The 18,578-nt window shown below is 69.3% G+C and carries 20 protein-coding genes; 11 read left to right on the plus strand and 9 right to left on the minus strand.

Features of this window, described 5'->3' with window-relative positions; genetic code table 11:
* Nucleotides 1–94 precede the first annotated feature (94 nt).
* The 3 genes from CEY15_RS13505 (at nt 95) to CEY15_RS13515 (ending at nt 2,611) form a co-directional block, all read left to right on the plus strand.
* Nucleotides 95–1,237 (plus strand): acyl-CoA dehydrogenase family protein, encoded by a 1,143-nt coding sequence (locus CEY15_RS13505; protein ID WP_095718895.1) that lies wholly within the window; start codon nt 95–97, stop codon nt 1,235–1,237.
* The gene (locus CEY15_RS13510; RefSeq protein ID WP_095718896.1) at nt 1,234–1,704 is read left to right on the plus strand and encodes a DUF4334 domain-containing protein; all 471 of its coding nucleotides are present in this window, start codon (nt 1,234–1,236) and stop codon (nt 1,702–1,704) included. The genes CEY15_RS13505 and CEY15_RS13510 overlap by 4 nt, the downstream gene beginning before the upstream one ends.
* Before the next feature lie 106 nt (nt 1,705–1,810).
* A complete protein-coding gene (locus CEY15_RS13515; RefSeq protein WP_095718897.1) occupies nt 1,811–2,611 on the plus strand; it encodes an LLM class F420-dependent oxidoreductase in 801 nt (266 codons plus the stop codon).
* Nucleotides 2,612–2,640: 29 nt separating this feature from the next.
* On the opposite strand, the gene CEY15_RS13520 is transcribed toward CEY15_RS13515, so the two are convergent.
* The 5 genes from CEY15_RS13520 to CEY15_RS13540 all read right to left on the minus strand — a co-directional run bounded on the left by CEY15_RS13520 (nt 2,641) and on the right by CEY15_RS13540 (nt 7,534).
* Entirely contained in the window at nt 2,641–2,865 is a 225-nt protein-coding gene (locus CEY15_RS13520) for a hypothetical protein (RefSeq protein ID WP_095718898.1), read from the minus strand.
* A 6-nt stretch (nt 2,866–2,871) separates the two neighbouring features.
* On the minus strand, nt 2,872–3,819 hold the full coding sequence (locus CEY15_RS13525; protein WP_176475119.1) for a carbohydrate ABC transporter permease: 948 nt from the start codon (nt 3,817–3,819) through the stop codon (nt 2,872–2,874).
* Nucleotides 3,816–4,805: a carbohydrate ABC transporter permease gene (locus CEY15_RS13530; protein ID WP_095718899.1), complete on the minus strand. Its 990-nt coding sequence runs from the start codon at nt 4,803–4,805 to the stop codon at nt 3,816–3,818. The genes CEY15_RS13525 and CEY15_RS13530 overlap by 4 nt, the downstream gene beginning before the upstream one ends.
* 117 nt (nt 4,806–4,922) lie before the next feature.
* The gene (locus CEY15_RS13535; RefSeq protein ID WP_095718900.1) at nt 4,923–6,197 is read right to left on the minus strand and encodes an ABC transporter substrate-binding protein; all 1,275 of its coding nucleotides are present in this window, start codon (nt 6,195–6,197) and stop codon (nt 4,923–4,925) included.
* Nucleotides 6,198–6,478: 281 nt separating this feature from the next.
* Nucleotides 6,479–7,534: an ABC transporter ATP-binding protein gene (locus CEY15_RS13540; protein ID WP_095718901.1), complete on the minus strand. Its 1,056-nt coding sequence runs from the start codon at nt 7,532–7,534 to the stop codon at nt 6,479–6,481.
* Between the two features lie 217 nt (nt 7,535–7,751).
* Here CEY15_RS13540 and CEY15_RS13545 point away from each other — a divergent pair, with 217 nt between their 5' ends.
* Entirely contained in the window at nt 7,752–9,887 is a 2,136-nt protein-coding gene (locus CEY15_RS13545; protein WP_095718902.1) for a PhoX family protein, read from the plus strand.
* Nucleotides 9,888–9,959: 72 nt separating this feature from the next.
* On the opposite strand, the gene CEY15_RS13550 is transcribed toward CEY15_RS13545, so the two are convergent.
* Nucleotides 9,960–10,772, minus strand: coding sequence for an alpha/beta fold hydrolase (locus CEY15_RS13550; RefSeq protein WP_095718903.1), 813 nt, complete (start codon nt 10,770–10,772; stop codon nt 9,960–9,962).
* A 103-nt stretch (nt 10,773–10,875) separates the two neighbouring features.
* Here CEY15_RS13550 and CEY15_RS13555 point away from each other — a divergent pair, with 103 nt between their 5' ends.
* The 3 genes from CEY15_RS13555 to CEY15_RS13565 all read left to right on the plus strand — a co-directional run bounded on the left by CEY15_RS13555 (nt 10,876) and on the right by CEY15_RS13565 (nt 13,298).
* A complete protein-coding gene (locus tag CEY15_RS13555; RefSeq protein ID WP_245847620.1) occupies nt 10,876–11,412 on the plus strand; it encodes a MarR family transcriptional regulator in 537 nt (178 codons plus the stop codon).
* Between the two features lie 65 nt (nt 11,413–11,477).
* On the plus strand, nt 11,478–12,152 hold the full coding sequence (locus CEY15_RS13560; RefSeq protein ID WP_017835204.1) for an SDR family oxidoreductase: 675 nt from the start codon (nt 11,478–11,480) through the stop codon (nt 12,150–12,152).
* A gap of 72 nt (nt 12,153–12,224) precedes the next feature.
* Nucleotides 12,225–13,298, plus strand: a complete 1,074-nt coding sequence (locus CEY15_RS13565) for a 2-dehydropantoate 2-reductase (RefSeq protein WP_095718905.1) — start codon at nt 12,225–12,227, stop codon at nt 13,296–13,298.
* Nucleotides 13,299–13,347: 49 nt separating this feature from the next.
* On the opposite strand, the gene CEY15_RS13570 is transcribed toward CEY15_RS13565, so the two are convergent.
* Entirely contained in the window at nt 13,348–13,629 is a 282-nt protein-coding gene (locus tag CEY15_RS13570; protein WP_095718906.1) for an Lrp/AsnC family transcriptional regulator, read from the minus strand.
* A gap of 191 nt (nt 13,630–13,820) precedes the next feature.
* Nucleotides 13,821–14,195 (minus strand): SgcJ/EcaC family oxidoreductase, encoded by a 375-nt coding sequence (locus CEY15_RS13575; protein WP_017835201.1) that lies wholly within the window; start codon nt 14,193–14,195, stop codon nt 13,821–13,823.
* 177 nt (nt 14,196–14,372) lie between these two features.
* On the opposite strand from CEY15_RS13575, the gene CEY15_RS13580 reads away from it, so the two are divergent.
* Nucleotides 14,373–15,806, plus strand: a complete 1,434-nt coding sequence (locus CEY15_RS13580; protein WP_095718907.1) for a sugar porter family MFS transporter — start codon at nt 14,373–14,375, stop codon at nt 15,804–15,806.
* A 17-nt stretch (nt 15,807–15,823) separates the two neighbouring features.
* Here CEY15_RS13580 and CEY15_RS13585 read toward each other — a convergent pair whose 3' ends face one another.
* A complete protein-coding gene (locus tag CEY15_RS13585; RefSeq protein ID WP_095718908.1) occupies nt 15,824–16,426 on the minus strand; it encodes a GyrI-like domain-containing protein in 603 nt (200 codons plus the stop codon).
* Between the two features lie 147 nt (nt 16,427–16,573).
* Here CEY15_RS13585 and CEY15_RS13590 point away from each other — a divergent pair, with 147 nt between their 5' ends.
* The 3 genes from CEY15_RS13590 to CEY15_RS13600 all read left to right on the plus strand — a co-directional run bounded on the left by CEY15_RS13590 (nt 16,574) and on the right by CEY15_RS13600 (nt 18,557).
* Nucleotides 16,574–16,756, plus strand: coding sequence for a hypothetical protein (locus CEY15_RS13590; RefSeq protein WP_017835198.1), 183 nt, complete (start codon nt 16,574–16,576; stop codon nt 16,754–16,756).
* Nucleotides 16,753–17,601: a hydrolase gene (locus CEY15_RS13595; protein WP_017835197.1), complete on the plus strand. Its 849-nt coding sequence runs from the start codon at nt 16,753–16,755 to the stop codon at nt 17,599–17,601. Before CEY15_RS13590 ends, CEY15_RS13595 begins: the two co-directional genes overlap by 4 nt.
* A 65-nt stretch (nt 17,602–17,666) precedes the next feature.
* A complete protein-coding gene (locus CEY15_RS13600; protein ID WP_095718909.1) occupies nt 17,667–18,557 on the plus strand; it encodes an alpha/beta fold hydrolase in 891 nt (296 codons plus the stop codon).
* The last annotated feature ends 21 nt before the right edge of the window (nt 18,558–18,578 follow it).

The following is an 18,578-nucleotide window of genomic DNA, read 5'->3' on the forward strand; positions in this document are numbered from 1 at the left end:
GATCACATATATTTGATGTACCGTCCGTGATACGGACCACAGTAGTCGACTGTGCCCGCCACCGTCACCCCCTGACAGAAAACCGAGGCCAGACGTGTTCGACATCCTCACCGAAGAACAGCGGGACTTCGCCAGGTCCATCGACGACTTCTGCGCGCGCGAGGTCGGAAGCGCCGAGAAGCGGCGGGAGCTCACCACCGAGGGCGGCACCCACTCGCCCGAGATCTACGCCAAGATGGCCGAGCTCGGCTGGCTGGGGCTGACCGTCCCGGAGGAGTACGGCGGCGCCGACGCCGGAGCCGTGGAACTGTGCCTGCTGCTCGAGCACTCGCTGCGCGGCCTCGCCCCCATCGGTGGCATCGGCCCGACCCTCATCACCGGTGCCGCCTACCAGAAGTTCGGCTCCGAGGAGCAGCGCAGACGCGCGCTCGACCTGGTCGTCAAGGGCGGGACCCTGTCCATCTCGATGTCCGAACCCGGCGCCGGGTCGGACGTCGCGGCGCTGCGCTGCAAGGCCGTCCGCGACGGCGACGACTGGGTGATCACCGGCCAGAAGACCTGGTGCTCCAACGCCCACTTCGCCGACCGGATCCTCCTTGTCGCGCGGACCGACTCGTCCGGCGCCAAGCACGAGGGCATCACCATGTTCGACGTGCCGGCCGACATCGAGGGTCTGCAGATCACCGGCATCGAGACCATGGGCGGCAAGGAGGTCAACGACCTGTACTTCACGGACGTCCGCCTGCCCGCCGACTCGGTGATCGGCGAGGTCGGCGGCGGCTGGAAGCAGCTCATGACCGGCCTGAACACCGAGCGGCTCATCCTGGCCGCCATGCAGCTCGGCGTGGCCCAGCGCGCCTTCGACGACTGCCTGACGTTCATCCGCGAGCGGGAGCAGTTCGGCCGCCCCGTCGGCACGTTCCAGGTCATCCGGCACCGGATGGCGGACCTGGCGACCGAGATCGAGGCCACCCGCCTGCTGGTCTACGCCGTGGCCAGGAAGATCGACGAGTCCGACCCCCAGGCACTCTTCCCGCGCGAGGCCTCCATGGCCAAGCTCAAGGCCTCCGAGCTGAGCAAGCGGGTCACCCTCGAGTGCATGCAGTCCATGGGCGGTTACGGCTACGCCACCGAGTACGGCATGGAGCGCCTCGTCCGCCAGGCCGTGGTGTCCACCATCTACGGCGGCACCAACGAGGTCCAGCGCGACATCATCGGGAAGACGTACGGGCTGTGAACGCGCCGCACACCGACGAGCTGGCCGCGATCCGGGCCCTGGAGACCGTCCCCACCGACCGGGTGTCGGCACTGTGGGACTCGCTGGAGCCCGCCGGGATCGACGAGATCGCCGGGACCCGGTGGAAGGGCACCGGCCTCGACACCAGGCACCCGATGTTCGCGATGCTCGGGCAGATGCGCTGGTGGGGCAAGGACTTCACCGACCCGCGGAAGGTGGACCCGATCCTGGTCACCGACGAGTCCGGGGCGGTCGTCCCGGACACCTCCGCGACCGGCGGGGGCGGCGCCTCGCTCTGGGAGGTCTCGTTCCGCGGCCGCCCGTGCGCCTCCATGGTGTACGACCGGCTGCCGGTGATCGACCACTTCGCCGTCGTCGACCCCGACACCCTCCTGGCCGTGATGAACGGCCGGGGGACCCTCCACGAGGGCGAGCACTTCTGGTTCCTCCTCGAACGCGAGCGGTAGCGAGGGCCGGGGTGCATCCGACCCGCGCCCGGGTGCGCGACGCGTGTGCACCCGGCGACATCGCGGGTCGGGTGCGCCGGGCGGCGATACGGACCAGACTGGGCGCATGACCCCGAACACCGACCGCCCGGTCCGCATCGCCGTCCAACTCCAACCGCAGCACGCGCCCGACTACGGTCTCCTGCGCGATGCCGTCCGCCGGTCCGAGGACGCGGGCGTCGACGTGGTGTTCAACTGGGACCACTTCTTTCCGCTCTACGGCGACCCCGACGGCGCGCACTTCGAGTGCTGGACCATGCTCGCCGCCTGGGCCGAGCAGACCGAGCGGGTGGAGATCGGCGCCCTGGTCACCTGCAACAGCTACCGGAACCCGGACCTGTTGGCGGACATGGCCCGCACCGTCGACCACATCTCGGGCGGCCGCCTGATCCTGGGCCTGGGCAGCGGGTGGTTCGAGCGGGACTACACCGAGTACGGGTACGACTTCGGGACCAAGGGGTCGCGCCTCGACGACCTCGGCGACTCGCTCGAGCGGATCGACCGTCGCTTCGCCACGCTCACCCCTCCCCCGACCCGGCACATCCCGGTGCTCCTCGGCGGCGGGGGCGAGCGCAAGACCCTGAAGCACGTGGCCCGCCACGCCGACATCTGGCACTCGTTCGTGGACGTGGAGACCTACCGCCACAAGTCCGGGGTGCTGGCCGGGCACTGCGCCGACGTCGGTCGGGACCCGGCCGAGATCGAGCGCTCCACCGAGATCGGCGGCGCCGCCTCCGCCGACGACGCGCGGCGCTCGGCGGACGCCCTGCTGGCCGAGGGCGTCACGCTGTTCACCGTGGGCCTGAACGGGCCCGACTACCCCTTGGATCTGGTGGAGTCGCTGGTGGCCTGGCGCGACGGCCGCTGACGGCCCGGCTCCGTCGCTGAGGGGCGGACTCAGCCGCGGTTGACGGCGCGGTCGGCCCGGCGCCACACGCGGAAGGTGTAGCCGGACGCCGCGAGCATGAGCACCAGCACGAACGAGGCGAGGATCGACGGGCGCCCGACCACGATCAGGCCGACCGCGTTGACCAGCGCGAGCACGGTGAAGAACCCGACGAACCCGCCCAGGACCTCCAGCCGCTGCCGGGTCCCGAGCGCGTCCCCGCCGCTCCGAGCCACGACCGGTCAGCTCTTCAGACCGCCGGCGGTGAGGCCGGAGATGATCCGTCGCTGGAAGATCAGCACCATGATCACCAGCGGGACGGTGACGAGCGCACCCGCCGCCATGATCGCCGCGTGCGGCGGGATGTAGGGGTTGACCCCGGAGAACCGGGCGATCGCCACGGTGACCGGCTCGGTCGAGGAGTTGGACAGCTGCTGCGACAGCAGGAACTCGTTCCACGTGATGATGAACGCCAGGATCGCGGTGGTGAACAACGCCGGCGCGGCGAGCGGCAGGATGATCTTGATGAACGCCTGGCCGCGGGTGGCGCCGTCGACGCGCGCCGCCTCCTCCAGCTCCCAGGGCAGGTCGTTGAAGAACGAGGTCAGGGTGTAGATGGTCAGGGGCAGCGCGAACGAGATGTTGGGGATGATGAGCGCCTGATAGGTGCCGATCCAGCCGATGTCGGTGAACAGCTGGAACAGCGGCGTGACCAGCGCGACGCCGGGGAACATCGACGCGGCCAGGATGACGCCGGTGACGAGGAACTTCCCGCGGAAGTCCACCCGCGCGAGCGCATAGGCGGTGAAGACGCCGAAGAGCAGCGCCAGCGCGGTGGTGATGGAGCTGATGATCACCGAGTTGATGATCGCACCGAAGAAGTTGTTGCCCGCGTCCGTGGCCAGCGCCTCACGGAAGTTGTCGAGGGTGAGGTGCGAGGGCACGGGGCTGGCGGAGAACACGAACCGGTTGTCGCGGAACGCCGTGACGAGCATCCAGTAGAACGGCGCGAGCCCCCAGATCAGGATGAGCAGGGCCCCGATGTAGGTGCCGATCCTCGGGCCGAGTGGCTTGCGGGGCGGCCGGAGGTCGTCGTTGTTGTCCCGATCGTGGAGACCGGGGTGTGACGACGACGAGGTGGGCGGCCGCGTGGTGGACGACGTGGACGGTTCAGGCGCTCGGTGACTCACCGGATCTCCTCCTTCTTGCCGGTGCGGTCATCGACGACATTCGCGCCGAGGAACTTCACCATGACGAACGCCACGGCGAAGATCAGCAGGAACACCAGTGTCGATATGGCGGACGCGCTGTTGAAGTTGCCCATCCGCATCTCGTTGACCACCAGCATGGACACCGTCGCGGTGGGCGAGCCGGAGTTGGCCGACACGAGGATCACGGGCAGGTCGTACATGCGCAGCGCGTCGAGGGTGCGGAAGAGGATCGCCACCATCAGGGCCGGCCGGACCAGCGGCAACGTGATCCTGGTGAACTGCTGCCACCGTGAGGCGCCGTCCACTCGGGCCGCCTCGTAGACGTCCCCGGGGATCATTTGCAACCCGGCGAGGATCAGCAGCGCCATGAAGGGCGCGGTCTTCCACACGTCCGCGATGATGATGGCCATACGGGCGTAGAACGGGTCGGTGGTCCAGGCGATGTTGGTGCCCAGCATCGTGTTGGCGATCCCGTTGGGGGCGAAGATGAACGCCCAGAGCTTGGCGGTGACGGCGGTGGGGATCGCCCACGGCACGAGGACCGCCGCGCGCAGGAGCGAGCGTCCCCAGATGCTCTTGCCCATGACCACCGCCATGGCGAAGCCGAGCACGGTCTCGAGCGAGACGGTGGTGACGGTGAAGAACAGGGTGTTGCCCATGGCGGGCCAGAAGTCGACGGCCGAGACACCGGGCGGGCAGGGGATGGTGCCGTCGCCGCCCCGGGCCGGGCACGCCTGGGTGAGCCAGTAGAGATAGTGCTGGAACCCGGCGAACCCACCGTCCGAGAACATCCCCGTGGCGGGATCGAGGCCGCGGTCGGCCTGGAAGGACAGGTACACCGCACGGACGACCGGGTAACCGATCACCACCGCGAGGATCGCGAGCGCGGGGCCCACCATCCACACCGGACGCCAGTCGAATCTCTTCTCGACCAGTGGCGCCGGGGACTTCTCACTCGTCGTCATCGCTGCAGCTCCTCATCGGATCGCACCCGCCCTCACCACGACGGCCGATGGGCCCCGGGAATGCTACCCGGGGCCCATCAGCGCGGTGATGTCATACCTGCTGTTCGGACTCTGGTGTCACTGAGCCGCTTGGTCGATCGCGGCGCTCATGTCGGTGAGCGCCTGCTCGACGTTCTTCTCGCCACGCAGCGCGGCGAACGTGTTGTCCTGGATCGCCTTGGACACCGCCGGGTAGTACGGCGTGACCGGGCGCGGCTCGGCGTTCTCGAGAGCCGCCTTGAGGGCCGGCATGTACGGGAACTCCTGCTGCAGCGCCTCGTCGTCGTAGATCGAGGACAGGACCGGCGGGAACGACTGCTCGGCGAAGCCCATCTGGACGTCCTCGGAGATGATGAACTCGAGGAACGCCTGGGCCGTGGCCTTGTTCTCGGAGAACACGTTGATGGCGTTGTTGTAGCCGCCGAGGGTGGACCGGCCTGCGCCGTCCTGGCCGACGATGGGTGCGACCTCGAACCGGCCCTGGACCTGGGACGTGGGATCGGACTGGCCCGACTCGTACATGTACGGCCAGTTGTAGGAGTACATGGTCTCGCCGGCGAGGAAGGCCTGCGCGGTCTCCTCCTCCGTGAAGGCGTCGGTCTGCGGGGGGATCACGCCGTTCTGGTAGGCGTCGACCAGGGCGGTGAGGCCGGCGCGTGCCTGATCGGTGTCGAGCTCCGGGGTCTGCCCGTCGTCACCCACGACCTGACCGCCCCAGCTGTGGATGAACTGGGTGGCGGCGACGGTGAGGCCCTCGTAGAGGCTGAGCTGCGTCTGCAGGCAGTCGACGTCGGCGCCTTCCGCGGCCTCGCAGGACGCGACCAGTGCGTCCCAGTTGGCGGGCGCCTCCGGCTGGAGGTCCGTGCGGTAGTACAGCAGCTGGGCGTTGGTGTTCTGCGGGATGCCGTAGAGCGTGCCGTTGTAGGTCGCGGAGTCCACGGCGGCCTCGATCAGGCCGGACGTGTCGACCTCGGTGTCGCCCTCGATCGGCTGCAGCCACCCGTTGGCCGCGAAGTACGCGGTGTCCGTGACGTCGAGAGCGAACACGTCGTACTCGCCGCTCTCGGTCTGGAGGGACTGCGTGAGGGTGTCCCGCTGGCCGTCCTGCTCGGCGGGGAGCTCACGGAGGGTGACCTCCTGGTCGGGGTTCTCCGCGTTCCACTGCTCGATGACGGGACGGAGCTTGTCCGTGTCGTTGCTGCCCATCGCGAAGGTGATTGGGCCGACGCCCGAGGTGCCGGCCTCCGCCTGCTCGTCGGAGTCGTCACCACCACCGTTGCCACAGGCCGCGGTGAGCACCGCGACCATGGATGCGGCCGCCGCCGCCTTGAGGAACCTGCCGTGAACGGCCATGCGCTCTCTCCTACTGTCGTGTCTCGCCTACCGCCGACGTGTGCCGGCGGTCGGGTGATCCCGGGTTCACTGTGACGCGGGTCTCTCTGAGGTCCCGCTGAGCGTAACCCACACGGGGCCTGTGGCGTCGGACCATGGACGGTCCCATCGCCGACTCCCCGCCGTACCGCCGCCCGTGGGCCGCGAGACTCAGATCACACGCGACACTCTAGCAACAACAGATGTTGCAGTCCGCCACTACCGCCCTCATCGAGCCCTGTGGCGCGCCTCGGCGCACCCGGTCACCGCAGTCGCAGGCCGGTCTCCACGTCGAAGAAGCGGACCTCGCCGTCGAGCGCGGCCAGGAACATGGTCTCGCCCTTACCCGGGTGGTCACCCGATTCGGCCCGGTAGACCACCGGGTGCCCGTCCGCGGTGGAGCAGTGCAGGTAGCTGTCCGCCCCCAGCTCCTCGACCAGGTCCACGGTCACCTCCAACCCGTGACCGTCCCCGGCGATCCGCAGGTGCTCGGGTCGCACGCCGACGGTGACCCTCGGTCCGGACCCCGGCGGGACCTCTTCCGCGAAACCCTCCAGGTCCACTCTGCCGTCCGAGACGGGCGCGTCGAAGAGGTTCATCGACGGCGATCCGATGAAGCCGGCGACGAAGGCGTTGACCGGGTTGTGGTACAGCTCGCGCGGGGTGTCGACCTGCTGCAGGATGCCGTCCTTGAGCACCGCCACCCGATCCCCCATCGTCATGGCCTCGACCTGGTCGTGGGTCACGTAGATCATGGTGGTACGCAGGTCACGTTGCAGTTTGGCGATCTGGGCGCGGGTGGCCACCCGGAGCTTGGCGTCGAGGTTCGACAGCGGCTCGTCCATGAGGAACACCTGCGGGTTGCGCACGATCGCCCGACCCATGGCGACCCGCTGGCGCTGACCACCGGAGAGTTCCTTGGGCTTGCGGTCGAGGTAGTCCGTGAGGTCGAGCATCTCCGCGGCGCGGTCCACCCTCTCCGCGATCTCCTTCTTGGAGGCCTTGGCCAGCTTGAGCGCGAAACCCATGTTCTCGCGCACGGTGTAGTGCGGGTAGAGCGCGTAGTTCTGGAAGACCATCGCGATGTCCCGGTCCTTGGGCTCCGTCCCGGTGACGTCCCTGTCGCCGATGAGGATGCGTCCGGCCGAGACGTCCTCGAGCCCGGCGAGCGCGCGGAGAGTGGTGGACTTCCCGCAGCCCGACGGTCCCACCAGGACCAGGAACTCGCCGTCGGCGATCTCCAGATCGAGTCGGTCCACACTGCGCCGTGCGGCGCCCGGGTAGATGATGGACACGTTCTCGAAGGTCACCGTAGCCATGGAGAGATCCTTCCCTTCACCGGCAGGAACGTGCCGGACGATCCGAGATTGAGGGTTGTCACGACGACTGTAGCGTCACGGGACCGGTGTTCACCGGCACTGCGCCCACAGTTCATCCGCACGTGTCCTCACCTCGCCCGTGCCGTCGCCCGCGCTCCCTAGGGTCACACCGTCCTCGTGCGCCCGTGCGCGACCCACACACCCTCAGGGAGAACCGTTGTCAGTCCGCACTCTGCTTCCCATCGCCACGCCCGGCATCTCCAACCGCCAGCACCTGACCTGCCTGTACAAGTGCGGCGACCAGTGTGCGTCACCCGCCCCCAACGCCAGCGGGAATCCGTACTTCGGCGACGTCGCCGCCGAGATCAGCCGGCGCGGGGCCCTCAAGGCGGCCGGCGTGATCGCGCTCGCCGTCGGGGCCACGCAGGTTCTACCGGCCACCGCCGCCGCGCAGGGCTCCCTCGGCACCGGGTCGGCGGGCGCTCTCGGATCGTCGGGTGGGGGCACTCTCGACACCGGTTTCCTCCCCGTGTCCCCCAACACCGCGGACGCCGTCACGGTGCCGGCCGGGCACTCCAGCGACGTGGTGATCCGCTGGGGAGATCCGGTGATCCCCGGAGGCCCCGCCTTCGACTTCGAGAACCAGTCGGCCGCCGCGCAGGCGGTGCAGTACGGCTTCAACTGCGACCTGGCGGTCCTGTTCCCCATGGACGATCGGGACGAGAGGTTCCTGCTCACGGTCAACCACGAGTACACCACCGAGCCGATGATGTTCCGCGGGTACGACTCCGCGGCCCCCACCCGCGAGCAGGTCGAGATCGCCTGGGCCGCTCACGGTATGACGGTGGTCGAACTCGCCAGCAGGCCGTCCGATGGCGGGCTCGATCCCGTGATGGGCTCGTACAACCGCCGCATCACCGCGACGACGCCGTTCGAGTTGCGTGGTCCCGCCGTCGGCGCGCTCACCCGGACCACCGCCGACCCCACCGGGACCCGCGTGCTGGGCACGCTCAACAACTGCGCCGGCGGCCACACCCCCTGGGGGACGGTCCTGTCCGGCGAGGAGAACTTCAACCAGTACTTCGGCACCACCGGCTCCGTCACCGACCCGGCGCGAGTGGAGGCCCTCCGGCGCTACGGTGTGTCGGTCGGCGAGTCCGGGCGCAAGTGGGAGCGTTTCGACAGCCGCTTCGACCTGGCCGTCGAACCCCACGAGGTCAACCGCTTCGGCTACGTCGTCGAGGTCGATCCGTGGAACCCGGATTCCACGCCCGTCAAGCACTCGGCGCTCGGCCGGTTCAAGCACGAGGGCGGAACGGTCCACGTGACGGCGGACGGGACCGTCGTCATCTATTCGGGCGACGACGAGCGATTCGACTACCTCTACAAGTTCATCTCCAGCCGAACCATCGTGCCGGGGCGGACCCCGGCGGCCCGGGAACAGAACATGAGGATCCTCGACGAGGGGACCCTCTACGTGGCCACCTTTACCGGCAACTCCCCGGCGTCCGAGATCGACGGGTCGGGCGCCCTCCCCTCGGACGGCGCATTCGACGGCACGGGTGCCTGGATCCCGCTCCTGACCGTCGACTCCGCCGGCAACGCCGTCTCCCACGTCCCCGGCATGAGCGCCGAGGAGGTCGCCGTGTACACCCGGATGGCGGGTGACGCGGTCGGGGCCACGAAGATGGACCGTCCGGAGGACGTCGAGCCCAGCCCCACGACCGGCAAGGTCTACATGGCGCTGACCAACAACACCCGCCGCACCGTCGGTCAGGTCGACGAGGCCAACCCCCGGCATGACAACAAGCACGGTCAGGTAGTCGAGATCACCGACGACCACGCCGGGACGACCTTCGGCTGGAACCTGCTCCTGGTCTGCGGCGACCCCGCCGCCGCCGACACCTACTTCGGCGGCTTCGACAAATCCAAGGTCAGCCCGATCTCCTGCCCGGACAACGTGGCCTTCGACCCCGCCGGTGGGCTGTGGGTGTCGACAGACGGCAACGCGCTCGGATTCAACGACGGGCTGTACTCCGTGGCCACCGAGGGGCCGAACCGGGGGGAGACCAAGCTGTTCCTCACCGTGCCCGTGGGTGCGGAGACCTGCGGCCCGCTCGTCTTCTCCGACCGGGCGATCGTCAACGTCCAGCACCCCGGGGAGAAGGACGGGTCCTCGATCGAGAACCCCGCCTCCCACTGGCCGGACGGCGGCACCAGCCAGCCGCGGCCCTCGACGGTCGTGGCGTGGAAGGACGGGTTCACCGGCGGGACGGGCTCACTGTCCGGGGGTTCGCTGTCCGGGGGTTCGCTGTCCGGGGGCTCCCTGCCGGCGGGGTCGCTCGGTTCCTGACCGTTCGTGTGCGGGGCCGGCGCGGGGTGGGCAGGGATGAGAGGCCGATCCCGCGCCGTCGGTCGCGCGCCGTCAGACCCGACTCGCCGACCCCGCATGCGCCAACCCGCGCTCGACCGTCGCGGCGATCGAGGCGGCGACGCCCTCCGGATCGTCCGACATCGGAACGTGCCCGTCTGCCGAGATCTCCACTCTGGCCTGGGGGAACAGCCTCGACGCCAGCGAGACCTGACGGACCGGCAGGACCAGGTCGAACCGCCCCCACCGGATGGTGATCGGAAGGTCCTCATCCACCGGCGCGGAGAACACGAAGGTGCCGCGGTCCGCGCGGTCCAGCACCGTGTTGCTGACGATCGCCTCCCCGTCGATCGCCGCCGCCTCGGCCGGATACCGCCACGGCCGGGCGCAGAACGCCGCCATCATCACCGCACGGCCCGCGGCCCTCTCGGTCACGACGGGCATGTGCCGTCCCAGCTTCGCGGCTCCCCGGCGCAGACCCCGGAACACGGTGATCGTGTAGCGCCACTCGGCGTTGGAGCGGAAGAACCCGGCCGGGGAGAGCGCGGTGACACTGTCCGCCAGGCCGCGGGCACCCAACTCGAGCGCGATGAATCCGCCGAGCGAGTTCCCGGCGACGTGGGGGCGCTCCCCGGCGGGCATGAGCTCCGCGAGGAGTTCGGTCAGTTGGTCGATCATGTACTCGAGCGCGTCACCCGCCTCGGGGAGATCCGCGGACTTCCCGTGCCCGGGCAGGTCCACCACGACCACGCGGTACCGGTCCGCGAGCAGCGGAACGACCGGGTCCCACGCATGGGCACGGTGGCAGACACCGTGCATGAGGATGATCGTCGGTCCGGAACCGGTCACCTGGTGATACAAATCCATGCCAGCAGTATCCCTCACAGCAATAGATGACGTCCCACAACCGCTCGGGATCGTGCTTTCATCTCCCATGCGACCGAGGGGACCACTGGTCAGGGGGCACGACGTGGACACTGTGGCAGGCGAAATGACGGCGCGGCATCCGGCGCCGCGGGGGGCGGGGCGGTCCGGGGCGGCGAGAGCGCAGCTGCCGTCCGGGTCGGCGAACTCGGGGTTGGCAACGCAGTTCCGTCCCATCCTCCTCCGACTGGACCTGCTGGTACGGCGGCAGAACACCCAGTACGCCCTCAGCCGCGCCCAGACCTCCATCCTCCACACCCTCGCCAGCCATGGACGGTTGCGCATGAGCGACCTGGCCCGGTTGGAGAACGTCAGGGTCCCCACCACCAGCAATTCGGTGAACGTGGTGGAGGGCATGGGTTACGTGGAGCGCGTGCGGGACGAGTCCGACGGCCGGGGCGTCTGTGTGCAACTCACCGACCTCGGACGGACACGGATCGACCAGGTGCTCGAGGAGCGCGACCAGGACTTCGCCGCCCACCTGTCGATGTTGTCCTCGGAACACCGGGAGTCGCTATCCGCTGCGGTCCCCGCCCTCAACGCGTTGCTCGACGCCATCGACAGCACCGCGACCCCGCACTGATCCAGCCGTCGTCGACTCCATCGGGACCTCCCACCGGGCCGGTGGGGCGTCTACCCTCACCGGGCATGGGCACAGTCATGATCACCGGCGCCTCCCGTGGGATCGGCGCGGCCACGGCCAGGGCGCTCGACGCCGATCACGAGCTGATCCTGGTGGGCCGCGACGCCGACGCCCTGGCATCCGTGGCACGCACGTGTCGGTCCGCCCGGGTGGTGACAGCGGACCTGACGACGCCCGATGGTGTCTCGGCGGTGGCCGACGGTATCTCCACCCTCGACGGGGTGATCCACTGCGCCGGGGTGGCGGAACTGGGGCGGATCGACGAGACCGACGCCGCCCAGTGGCGTCGCGCGTTCGAGGTCAACGTCCTCGCCGTGGTCGAGCTCACCAGGGTGTTGCTCCCGGTCCTGCGCGCGGCCCGCGGCCACGTCGTCGTCATCAACTCCGGCGCGGGGACCACCGCCAAGCCGGGCTGGGGCTCCTACAGCGCCTCCAAGTTCGCACTCCGCGCCGTCACCGACACGCTCCGCGGGGAGGAGCCGGGCCTCCGCGTCACCTCGATCCATCCCGGCCGGGTGGACACGGACATGCAGAGGGCGATCGTCGCCGCCGAGGGCGGGACCTACGACCCGTCGGTCCACCTCAACCCGGACTCCGTGGCGACCGCGGTGCGTCACGCTCTCGAGTCGACGCCCGACGCCCACCCCACCGAAATCGTCGTGCGACCTCGACGTCACTGAGTTCCCCTCCGCCCGGTGGGCCCACGCGCGATCCCTCCCCGGACCGGCGCGAATGTCGTATCGTCCAGCACCATGGTCGGCTCCGACACCCCCTTGCGCATCACCGTCATCGGTGCCGGCGTCGTCGGGTGTTACCTGGGCGGAAGACTCGCGCGCCACGCCGACGTGACCCTGGTCGGGCGCCCCCATGTCCTCGACCCGATCCGTGCGGTCGGGCTCACCGTGGAGGCCGGGAAGGGCGTGGACGACCGCATCCACGTGCCGTCCGAGGCGCTCACGCTCTCCGAGACGCCGGAGTCCGTCCGCCGCTCTGACGTGGTACTCGTGTGCACCAAGGCGGGGTCCTCCGCGGCAGCCACCGCCGAATTCGTCCCGTTCCTACGTCCCGGGACCCTGGTGGTGGGCCTCCAGAACGGACTGCACTCGGCCGATTCCATCCGCGACGGCGTGGGCACGAACCCCGTGATCGCCGGGATCATCCCCTTCAATGTGGCCCGCACCGGGCCCTCCACCTACCGGCGGACCAGCGCCGGTGAGATCCGGATCGCCGAACACCCGCTCGCCGCCCCACTCCTCCGGGTGATGGACGAGGCCGATCTCCCGGTGCGGGCGACCGACGACATCCAGGCGGTGCTGCACGGCAAGGTCCTGTTGAACCTCAACAATGCGGTCCAGGCGTTGTCCGGACTTCCTCTGCGAGACGAACTCGTCGATCGTGACCTACGCAGATGCGTCGCGCTCTGCCAGGGCGAGGCCATCCGGGTCTTCACCGCGGCCGGGGTGGTGCCCCGGGTACCCATCGCCGTGCCGGCCGGGATGCTTCCGTCCGTCATGCGGCTGCCGACGCCTGTGTTCCGCAGACTCGCCAGGACCGTCATGGGGGTCGATGCGGACGGGACCTCGTCGATGAACGATGACCTGATCCGCGGACGACCTACCGAGATCGACATCCTCCAGGGCGAGGTCGTCCGGATGGGCCGGCGGCTCGGGGTCGCGACGCCCGCGTGCGCTCACATTGTCGAGTTGGTGCACGAGGCCGAGCGGGCCGGACCCGACCGACTCCAGTGGACAGGCAAGGCGCTGCTCGCGGAGTTGCAGCGGGCGCGGCGACGGGCACGACGGCTCGCGCGGATGCAGTTCGGATAGTTGAGCCGACTCACCTGTCGACCGCCGCAGGTGGTCGGACGGCAGGTGGTTACTCGTCGTACCCCAGGGAGAACGCCGCCTCGAGGTCGTGCTTCGACAACGCGCGAAAGGCGATGTGCGTCTCGGTGTCGACCACACCCCGGACCTTGTTCAGGCGGTCGGAGACGATGTCGGCCACGTCCTCGTTACGGCGGGCCCGCACCAACACGATGAGGTCGATGGTGCCCGTGACCGAGTACACCTCGGAGACGCCGTCGATCTCGGCGATCTCTTCGGCGACCTCGGGGATGCGCGCCGTCTCGGCGTGGACAAAGACGATGGCGGTGATCATGGGATCCAAGGCTAGTCCAGCTGACGCCGCCCCGCGTCGCGCGTTCTGCGTCCTGCGCCCGGTGCCTGAGCCCTGTGCTGATCGAGCGCGTTCTGTGAATACCCGTCGCGTTCTCGGCGGCCCGCTCTCGACCGATGCGTCACAGAACTCGCCGGATCGAGCAGGCGACGCCCGCCTCACCCCGCCTCAGCTCAGCGCATGTTCTCCGGGGTCCAGTAGGCGCGCATCGAGGCGACCTTGCCCTGCTCGTCGTGGGTCATCAGGTCCCAGACGTTGATCGTGGCTTTGGAGTTCTCGTCGAAGTGGGTGGTGATCTCGAAGTTGAACAGCAGATCGTCCCCACACACCCGCGCCTCGATCACCTCGCCCTCGATCTTCAGGGCCACCACGGACGAGTAGAACTCGCGGATGGCCGCCTTTCCCTCGTGCACCGTGCCGTTGCCGACCGGATCCTCGACCGTGGCGTTCTCGGCGTAGAGGTCGAGTACAGCCTCGAGGTCGCCCGCGACGAGCGCGGCGATGTACGAGTCTGCGGTGGCACGGATCTGCTCGGGGGAGGCACTCACGGCGATGGCCCTTTCGGTGTGACGACGAGACCACCAAAGCCTAGAACGTGTTCTCGTCGAGAGGATCGGTACCGCACAACAGGTGAAAAAAGTGTGACTTGCACCACACCCGTCGCGGGCCTACGCTCCGTTCACCAGAGAACTGGACGTCCATCCGGCCCGGGAACGGGGTACGCCATGTCCACACCGAACATCTCGGCCAAGAGCTCGGACGAGGAGTCCTTCCACACCGGCCGGGTGGTGATCATCTCCCTGGTCGCGGCCCTCGGCGGGTTCCTGTTCGGGTTCGACACCGCGGTCATCAACGGCGCGGTCGACGCCGTCCAGGAGTCGTTCGGGATGAACGCCAGCCTCACCGGGTTCGTGGTCTCCTCGGCGCTACTCGGCTGCATCGTAGGTGCGTATCTCGCGGGCCGTCTGGCCGACCGCTGGGGACGCACCCGCGTCATGGTCCTGGCATCGGCGCTGTTCACCGCCAGTGCACTCGGGTCAGGGTTGGCCTTCGGTCCGTGGGATCTCATCCTCTGGCGGGTGGTCGGTGGACTGGGCGTGGGGGCGGCCTCCGTCATCGCGCCGGCGTACATCGCGGAGGTGGCCCCGCCCTCGATCCGCGGTCGCCTCGGTTCCCTGCAACAGCTCGCGATCGTCTCCGGCATCTTCGTGGCCCTGCTCTCCGATGCCTGGCTGGCGTCCGTGGCCGGCGGCGCGATCGAGGAGCTGTGGATGGGGATCCAGGCCTGGCGCTGGATGTTCCTCACCGAACTCGTTCCCGCCCTCACCTACGGGGTGCTGGCACTCATGATCCCCGAGTCCCCCCGCTATCTGCTGGCCAAGGGTCTGGTCAGCGAGGCGCGCGACGTGCTGCGCACCATCCAGTCCAGCGGCGTCGACAACCGGATCACCGAGATCCGGGCGACGGTCCGCGAAGACAGGAAGCGGTCCTGGCAGGACATGCTCACCCCGGGCGGAAGGAACCTCCTGCCGATCGTGTGGATCGGCATCATCCTGTCGGTCTTCCAGCAGGCCGTGGGCATCAACGTGATCTTCTACTACTCCACCTCCCTGTGGCAGTCGGTCGGCTTCACCGAGGCGGACGCGCTCACCCAGACCGTCATCACCTCGGTGACGAACATCGTCGTGACGATCGTGGCCATCGCGCTGATCGACAAGATCGGCCGCCGCAGACTGCTCATGACGGGGTCTGTGGGGATGACCGTCTCGCTCGCGGTGATGGCCCTGATGTTCAGCACCGCCACGATGGGTCCGGGGGCCGACGGCGAACTCGCACCCCAACTCGGGGACACCCAGGGGCTCGTCGCGCTGATCGCCGCCAACGGCTTCGTCGTGTTCTTCGGCATGTCCTGGGGCCCCGCGGTGTGGGTGTTGCTCGGCGAGATGTTCAACAACCGCATCCGCACGGCGGCGCTCGGTCTGGCCGCGGCCGCCCAGTGGTTGGCGAACTTCGCGGTCTCCACCGCGTTCCCGCCGATGGCCGAGTTCAGCCTGACGTTCACCTACGGCTTCTACGCGGTGTCGGCGCTGCTGTCGTTGCTGTTCGTGGCCAGGTTCATCCCCGAGACCACCGGCCGCTCGCTCGAGGACATGGAGTAGACGGGCCCCCGAGCCGATCAGGCCGCGTCGTCAGGCGTGCGCACCGGGCAGAAAAGGTCGGTGCGCAGGGTCGCGGGATCGATGTCCGGCGACGGTTCGGTCACGTACGCCTCCCAGAACGGAGTTCCCGGGGCTCGCCCCAGGGAGCCGATCTCACCCATGAACTCCTGCCACGCCTCACCCAGCCCGTCGTAGGACCCGAGGTAACTCATCGCGGCGACCTGCCCGGCTGGGAGTTCGGATGCCACCACGCGCATCCCGCCCTCTCCCTCCGGCTCTGCGACGACCCCATCGGGCAGCGGCTCGGCCAGGGGGAATCCGATCTCCAGGTCTGCCTGGGGTTCCGGCTCCTCGGTAATCCTGGTGTACGACGCGAACGGGGCGGCGGCAGGCGTCACCCCTGCGGCGAACAACGCGGGAAACGCCGTGCCGAACGCCGAATCGAAGAACTCAGCGATGGTGGCCATGGGCACGGCCGTCGCCCGGACCACCGCCGTGGGCACCGCGGGCGCGGTGAACACGCGGACGCCGACCAGGGGCTCCGGGCCGAGGTCGGGGTAGCCGGGGGGCGGACCGTGCGGCTGGTCCCGGGGCGGGACCGGGGACGACGACGACATCATGAATCCTCCTCGGGCAGCGACACTGCTGCACATTGTGCTCCTGTCGTCGGCGCCCGGGAAGAGTCTCCGGGCAGTGACGGCGGCGGGTCCGGCCGAGTGGGGGCACGACGGATGCACCCTCGCGGCCGCACGGGGACACTGGAGCACATGTCGACTTTCCGCCTCCGCACTCCGGACCGCACCATCGATCTGGGCGAGTTCGACAACGCCCAGGAGGCGCTCGAGCACGCCGTGACACTCCAGCCCGAAGCGCGTCCGGTCAACGGCGACCTCGAGGTGCTGGTCGGCGTTGAATGGCATTCCGTGGCCACGGAGGGCGACATCTCATGACCCCCGCCGCCGCGGGGTCCGTCACGCAGTGCGCCACCTGCGGGGTCGAGCGCGCCGAACCCCTGCCCGAGACGTGTCCGATCTGCGCCGACGATCGGCAGTACGTCCCGGCCGGCGGCCAACGCTGGACCCACCCGGGGGAGTCCTCGGCGCGTGGCGGGCGGATCGAGTTCGCCGAGCGCGAGGCGGACGTGATCAACCTGGTCCACCGGGACTGTCCCGGGATCGGACAGAAGCCGGCGCTCATCCGCACGGACCACGGGAACGTGATGGTCGAGGCGCCGAACCACATCACCGAGGAGGCCGTCACCGCGGTACGCGGGTGGGGTGGGGTCTCGGCCATCATCGCCTCCCATCCGCACATGTACGGCGTCCAGTCCCTGTGGTCCGCGGCGTTCGACGACGCCCCGGTCTACGTCTCGGCCCCGGACCAACACTGGCTGGGACTTCGGCCCCGCAACACCGTGGTCTGGGGCGGAGGTCACCGGGGCGACGAGATCGAGATCCTGCCCGGTGTCCGCGCCTCGCAACCCGGGGGCCACTTCCCGGGCAGCGCGGTGGTCCACTGGACCGCGCGCGACGGCCGGGGGGTGCTGTTCACCGGCGACACCATCGGCACCGTCGCCGATCCCCGCTGGGTCACGTTCATGCGCTCGTTCCCCAATTGGATGCCACTGTCCGGGGCGGTGGTCCGGCGCATCGCCGACCACGTCTCGCGCTATGACGTCGACCGGATCTACGCGAACTTCGGCGGCTGCGTCCCCCATGACGCCGGCGACGCCGTACAGCGCTCGGCCGAGCGCTACGCCGAGTGGGTCGACGGCGAGCACGACCACCTCACGTAGCAGGCCGGTGCCGGATACGTCAGGACCCGCGTCGGGAGGCCCGGCGGGCAATAAGGTGGGCACCCATGGAGGAGCACCGAACCATCCGGCTCGCGGGTCGCCACGTCAATCTCGTCGCACTCTCCTGGGGCCCCGAGAACGCTCCCCTCGCGGTCCTGCTGCACGGATACCCCGATTCGCCCCATTCCTGGCAGGGGGTGGCCCCGGGACTCGTGGACGCGGGCTACCGGGTGGTCGCCCCGTTCACGCGGGGGTATGCGCCCTCCGGCGTTCCCACAGACGGGTCGTATCACATCGGCAGCCTGGCCCACGACGCGATCGAGTTGCACGCATTGCTCGGCGGTGATGACCGGGCGGTCCTCGTCGGACACGACTGGGGTGCGGTCGCCGCGCACGCCGTCGCCGGGCTCGCCGACCAGCCCTATCGGCGCGTCGTGACGATGGCCGTGCCCCCGCCGGCCGCGTTCTTGTCGCGGGAGGGTGGCATCCTCGTCTCCGTCGCCCGGCTGCTCAGGCAGGCGAGGCTGAGCTGGTACATCGCTTTCCAGCAGCTGCCGGTGCTCGCGGAACGGTCACTGCCCACCGTGGTTCCCCTGCTGTGGCGCCGGTGGTCGCCCGGTCTCGAGGCCGGCCCCCACCTCGACGCGGCGTGGTCGGCGATCGAACCCCGGCGCACCGAGGTCCTCCGCTATTACCGTCACGCGGCGCGTCCGTGGACGGTGCCGCCGGAGTGCGCCGCCGTCCAGCGGGCGATATTGAGCCCCACCACCGTCCCGATGCTCTACCTGCACGGACGAGACGACGGGTGCATGCTCGCGGAGTGGGCCACGCTCGCGGCGTCCGTTCTCCCTGACGGGAGCAGGGTGGAGACCGTGCCGGACGCCGGCCATTTCCTCCAGGTGGAGCGCCCCGACCTGGTCACACGACTGATCGTGGATTTCGTCGGCGCGCGCTGATCATGTCGTCGACGCCGGTGG

Source organism: Dietzia natronolimnaea (genome assembly GCF_002289575.1).
GTDB lineage: Bacteria > Actinomycetota > Actinomycetes > Mycobacteriales > Mycobacteriaceae > Dietzia > Dietzia natronolimnaea_A.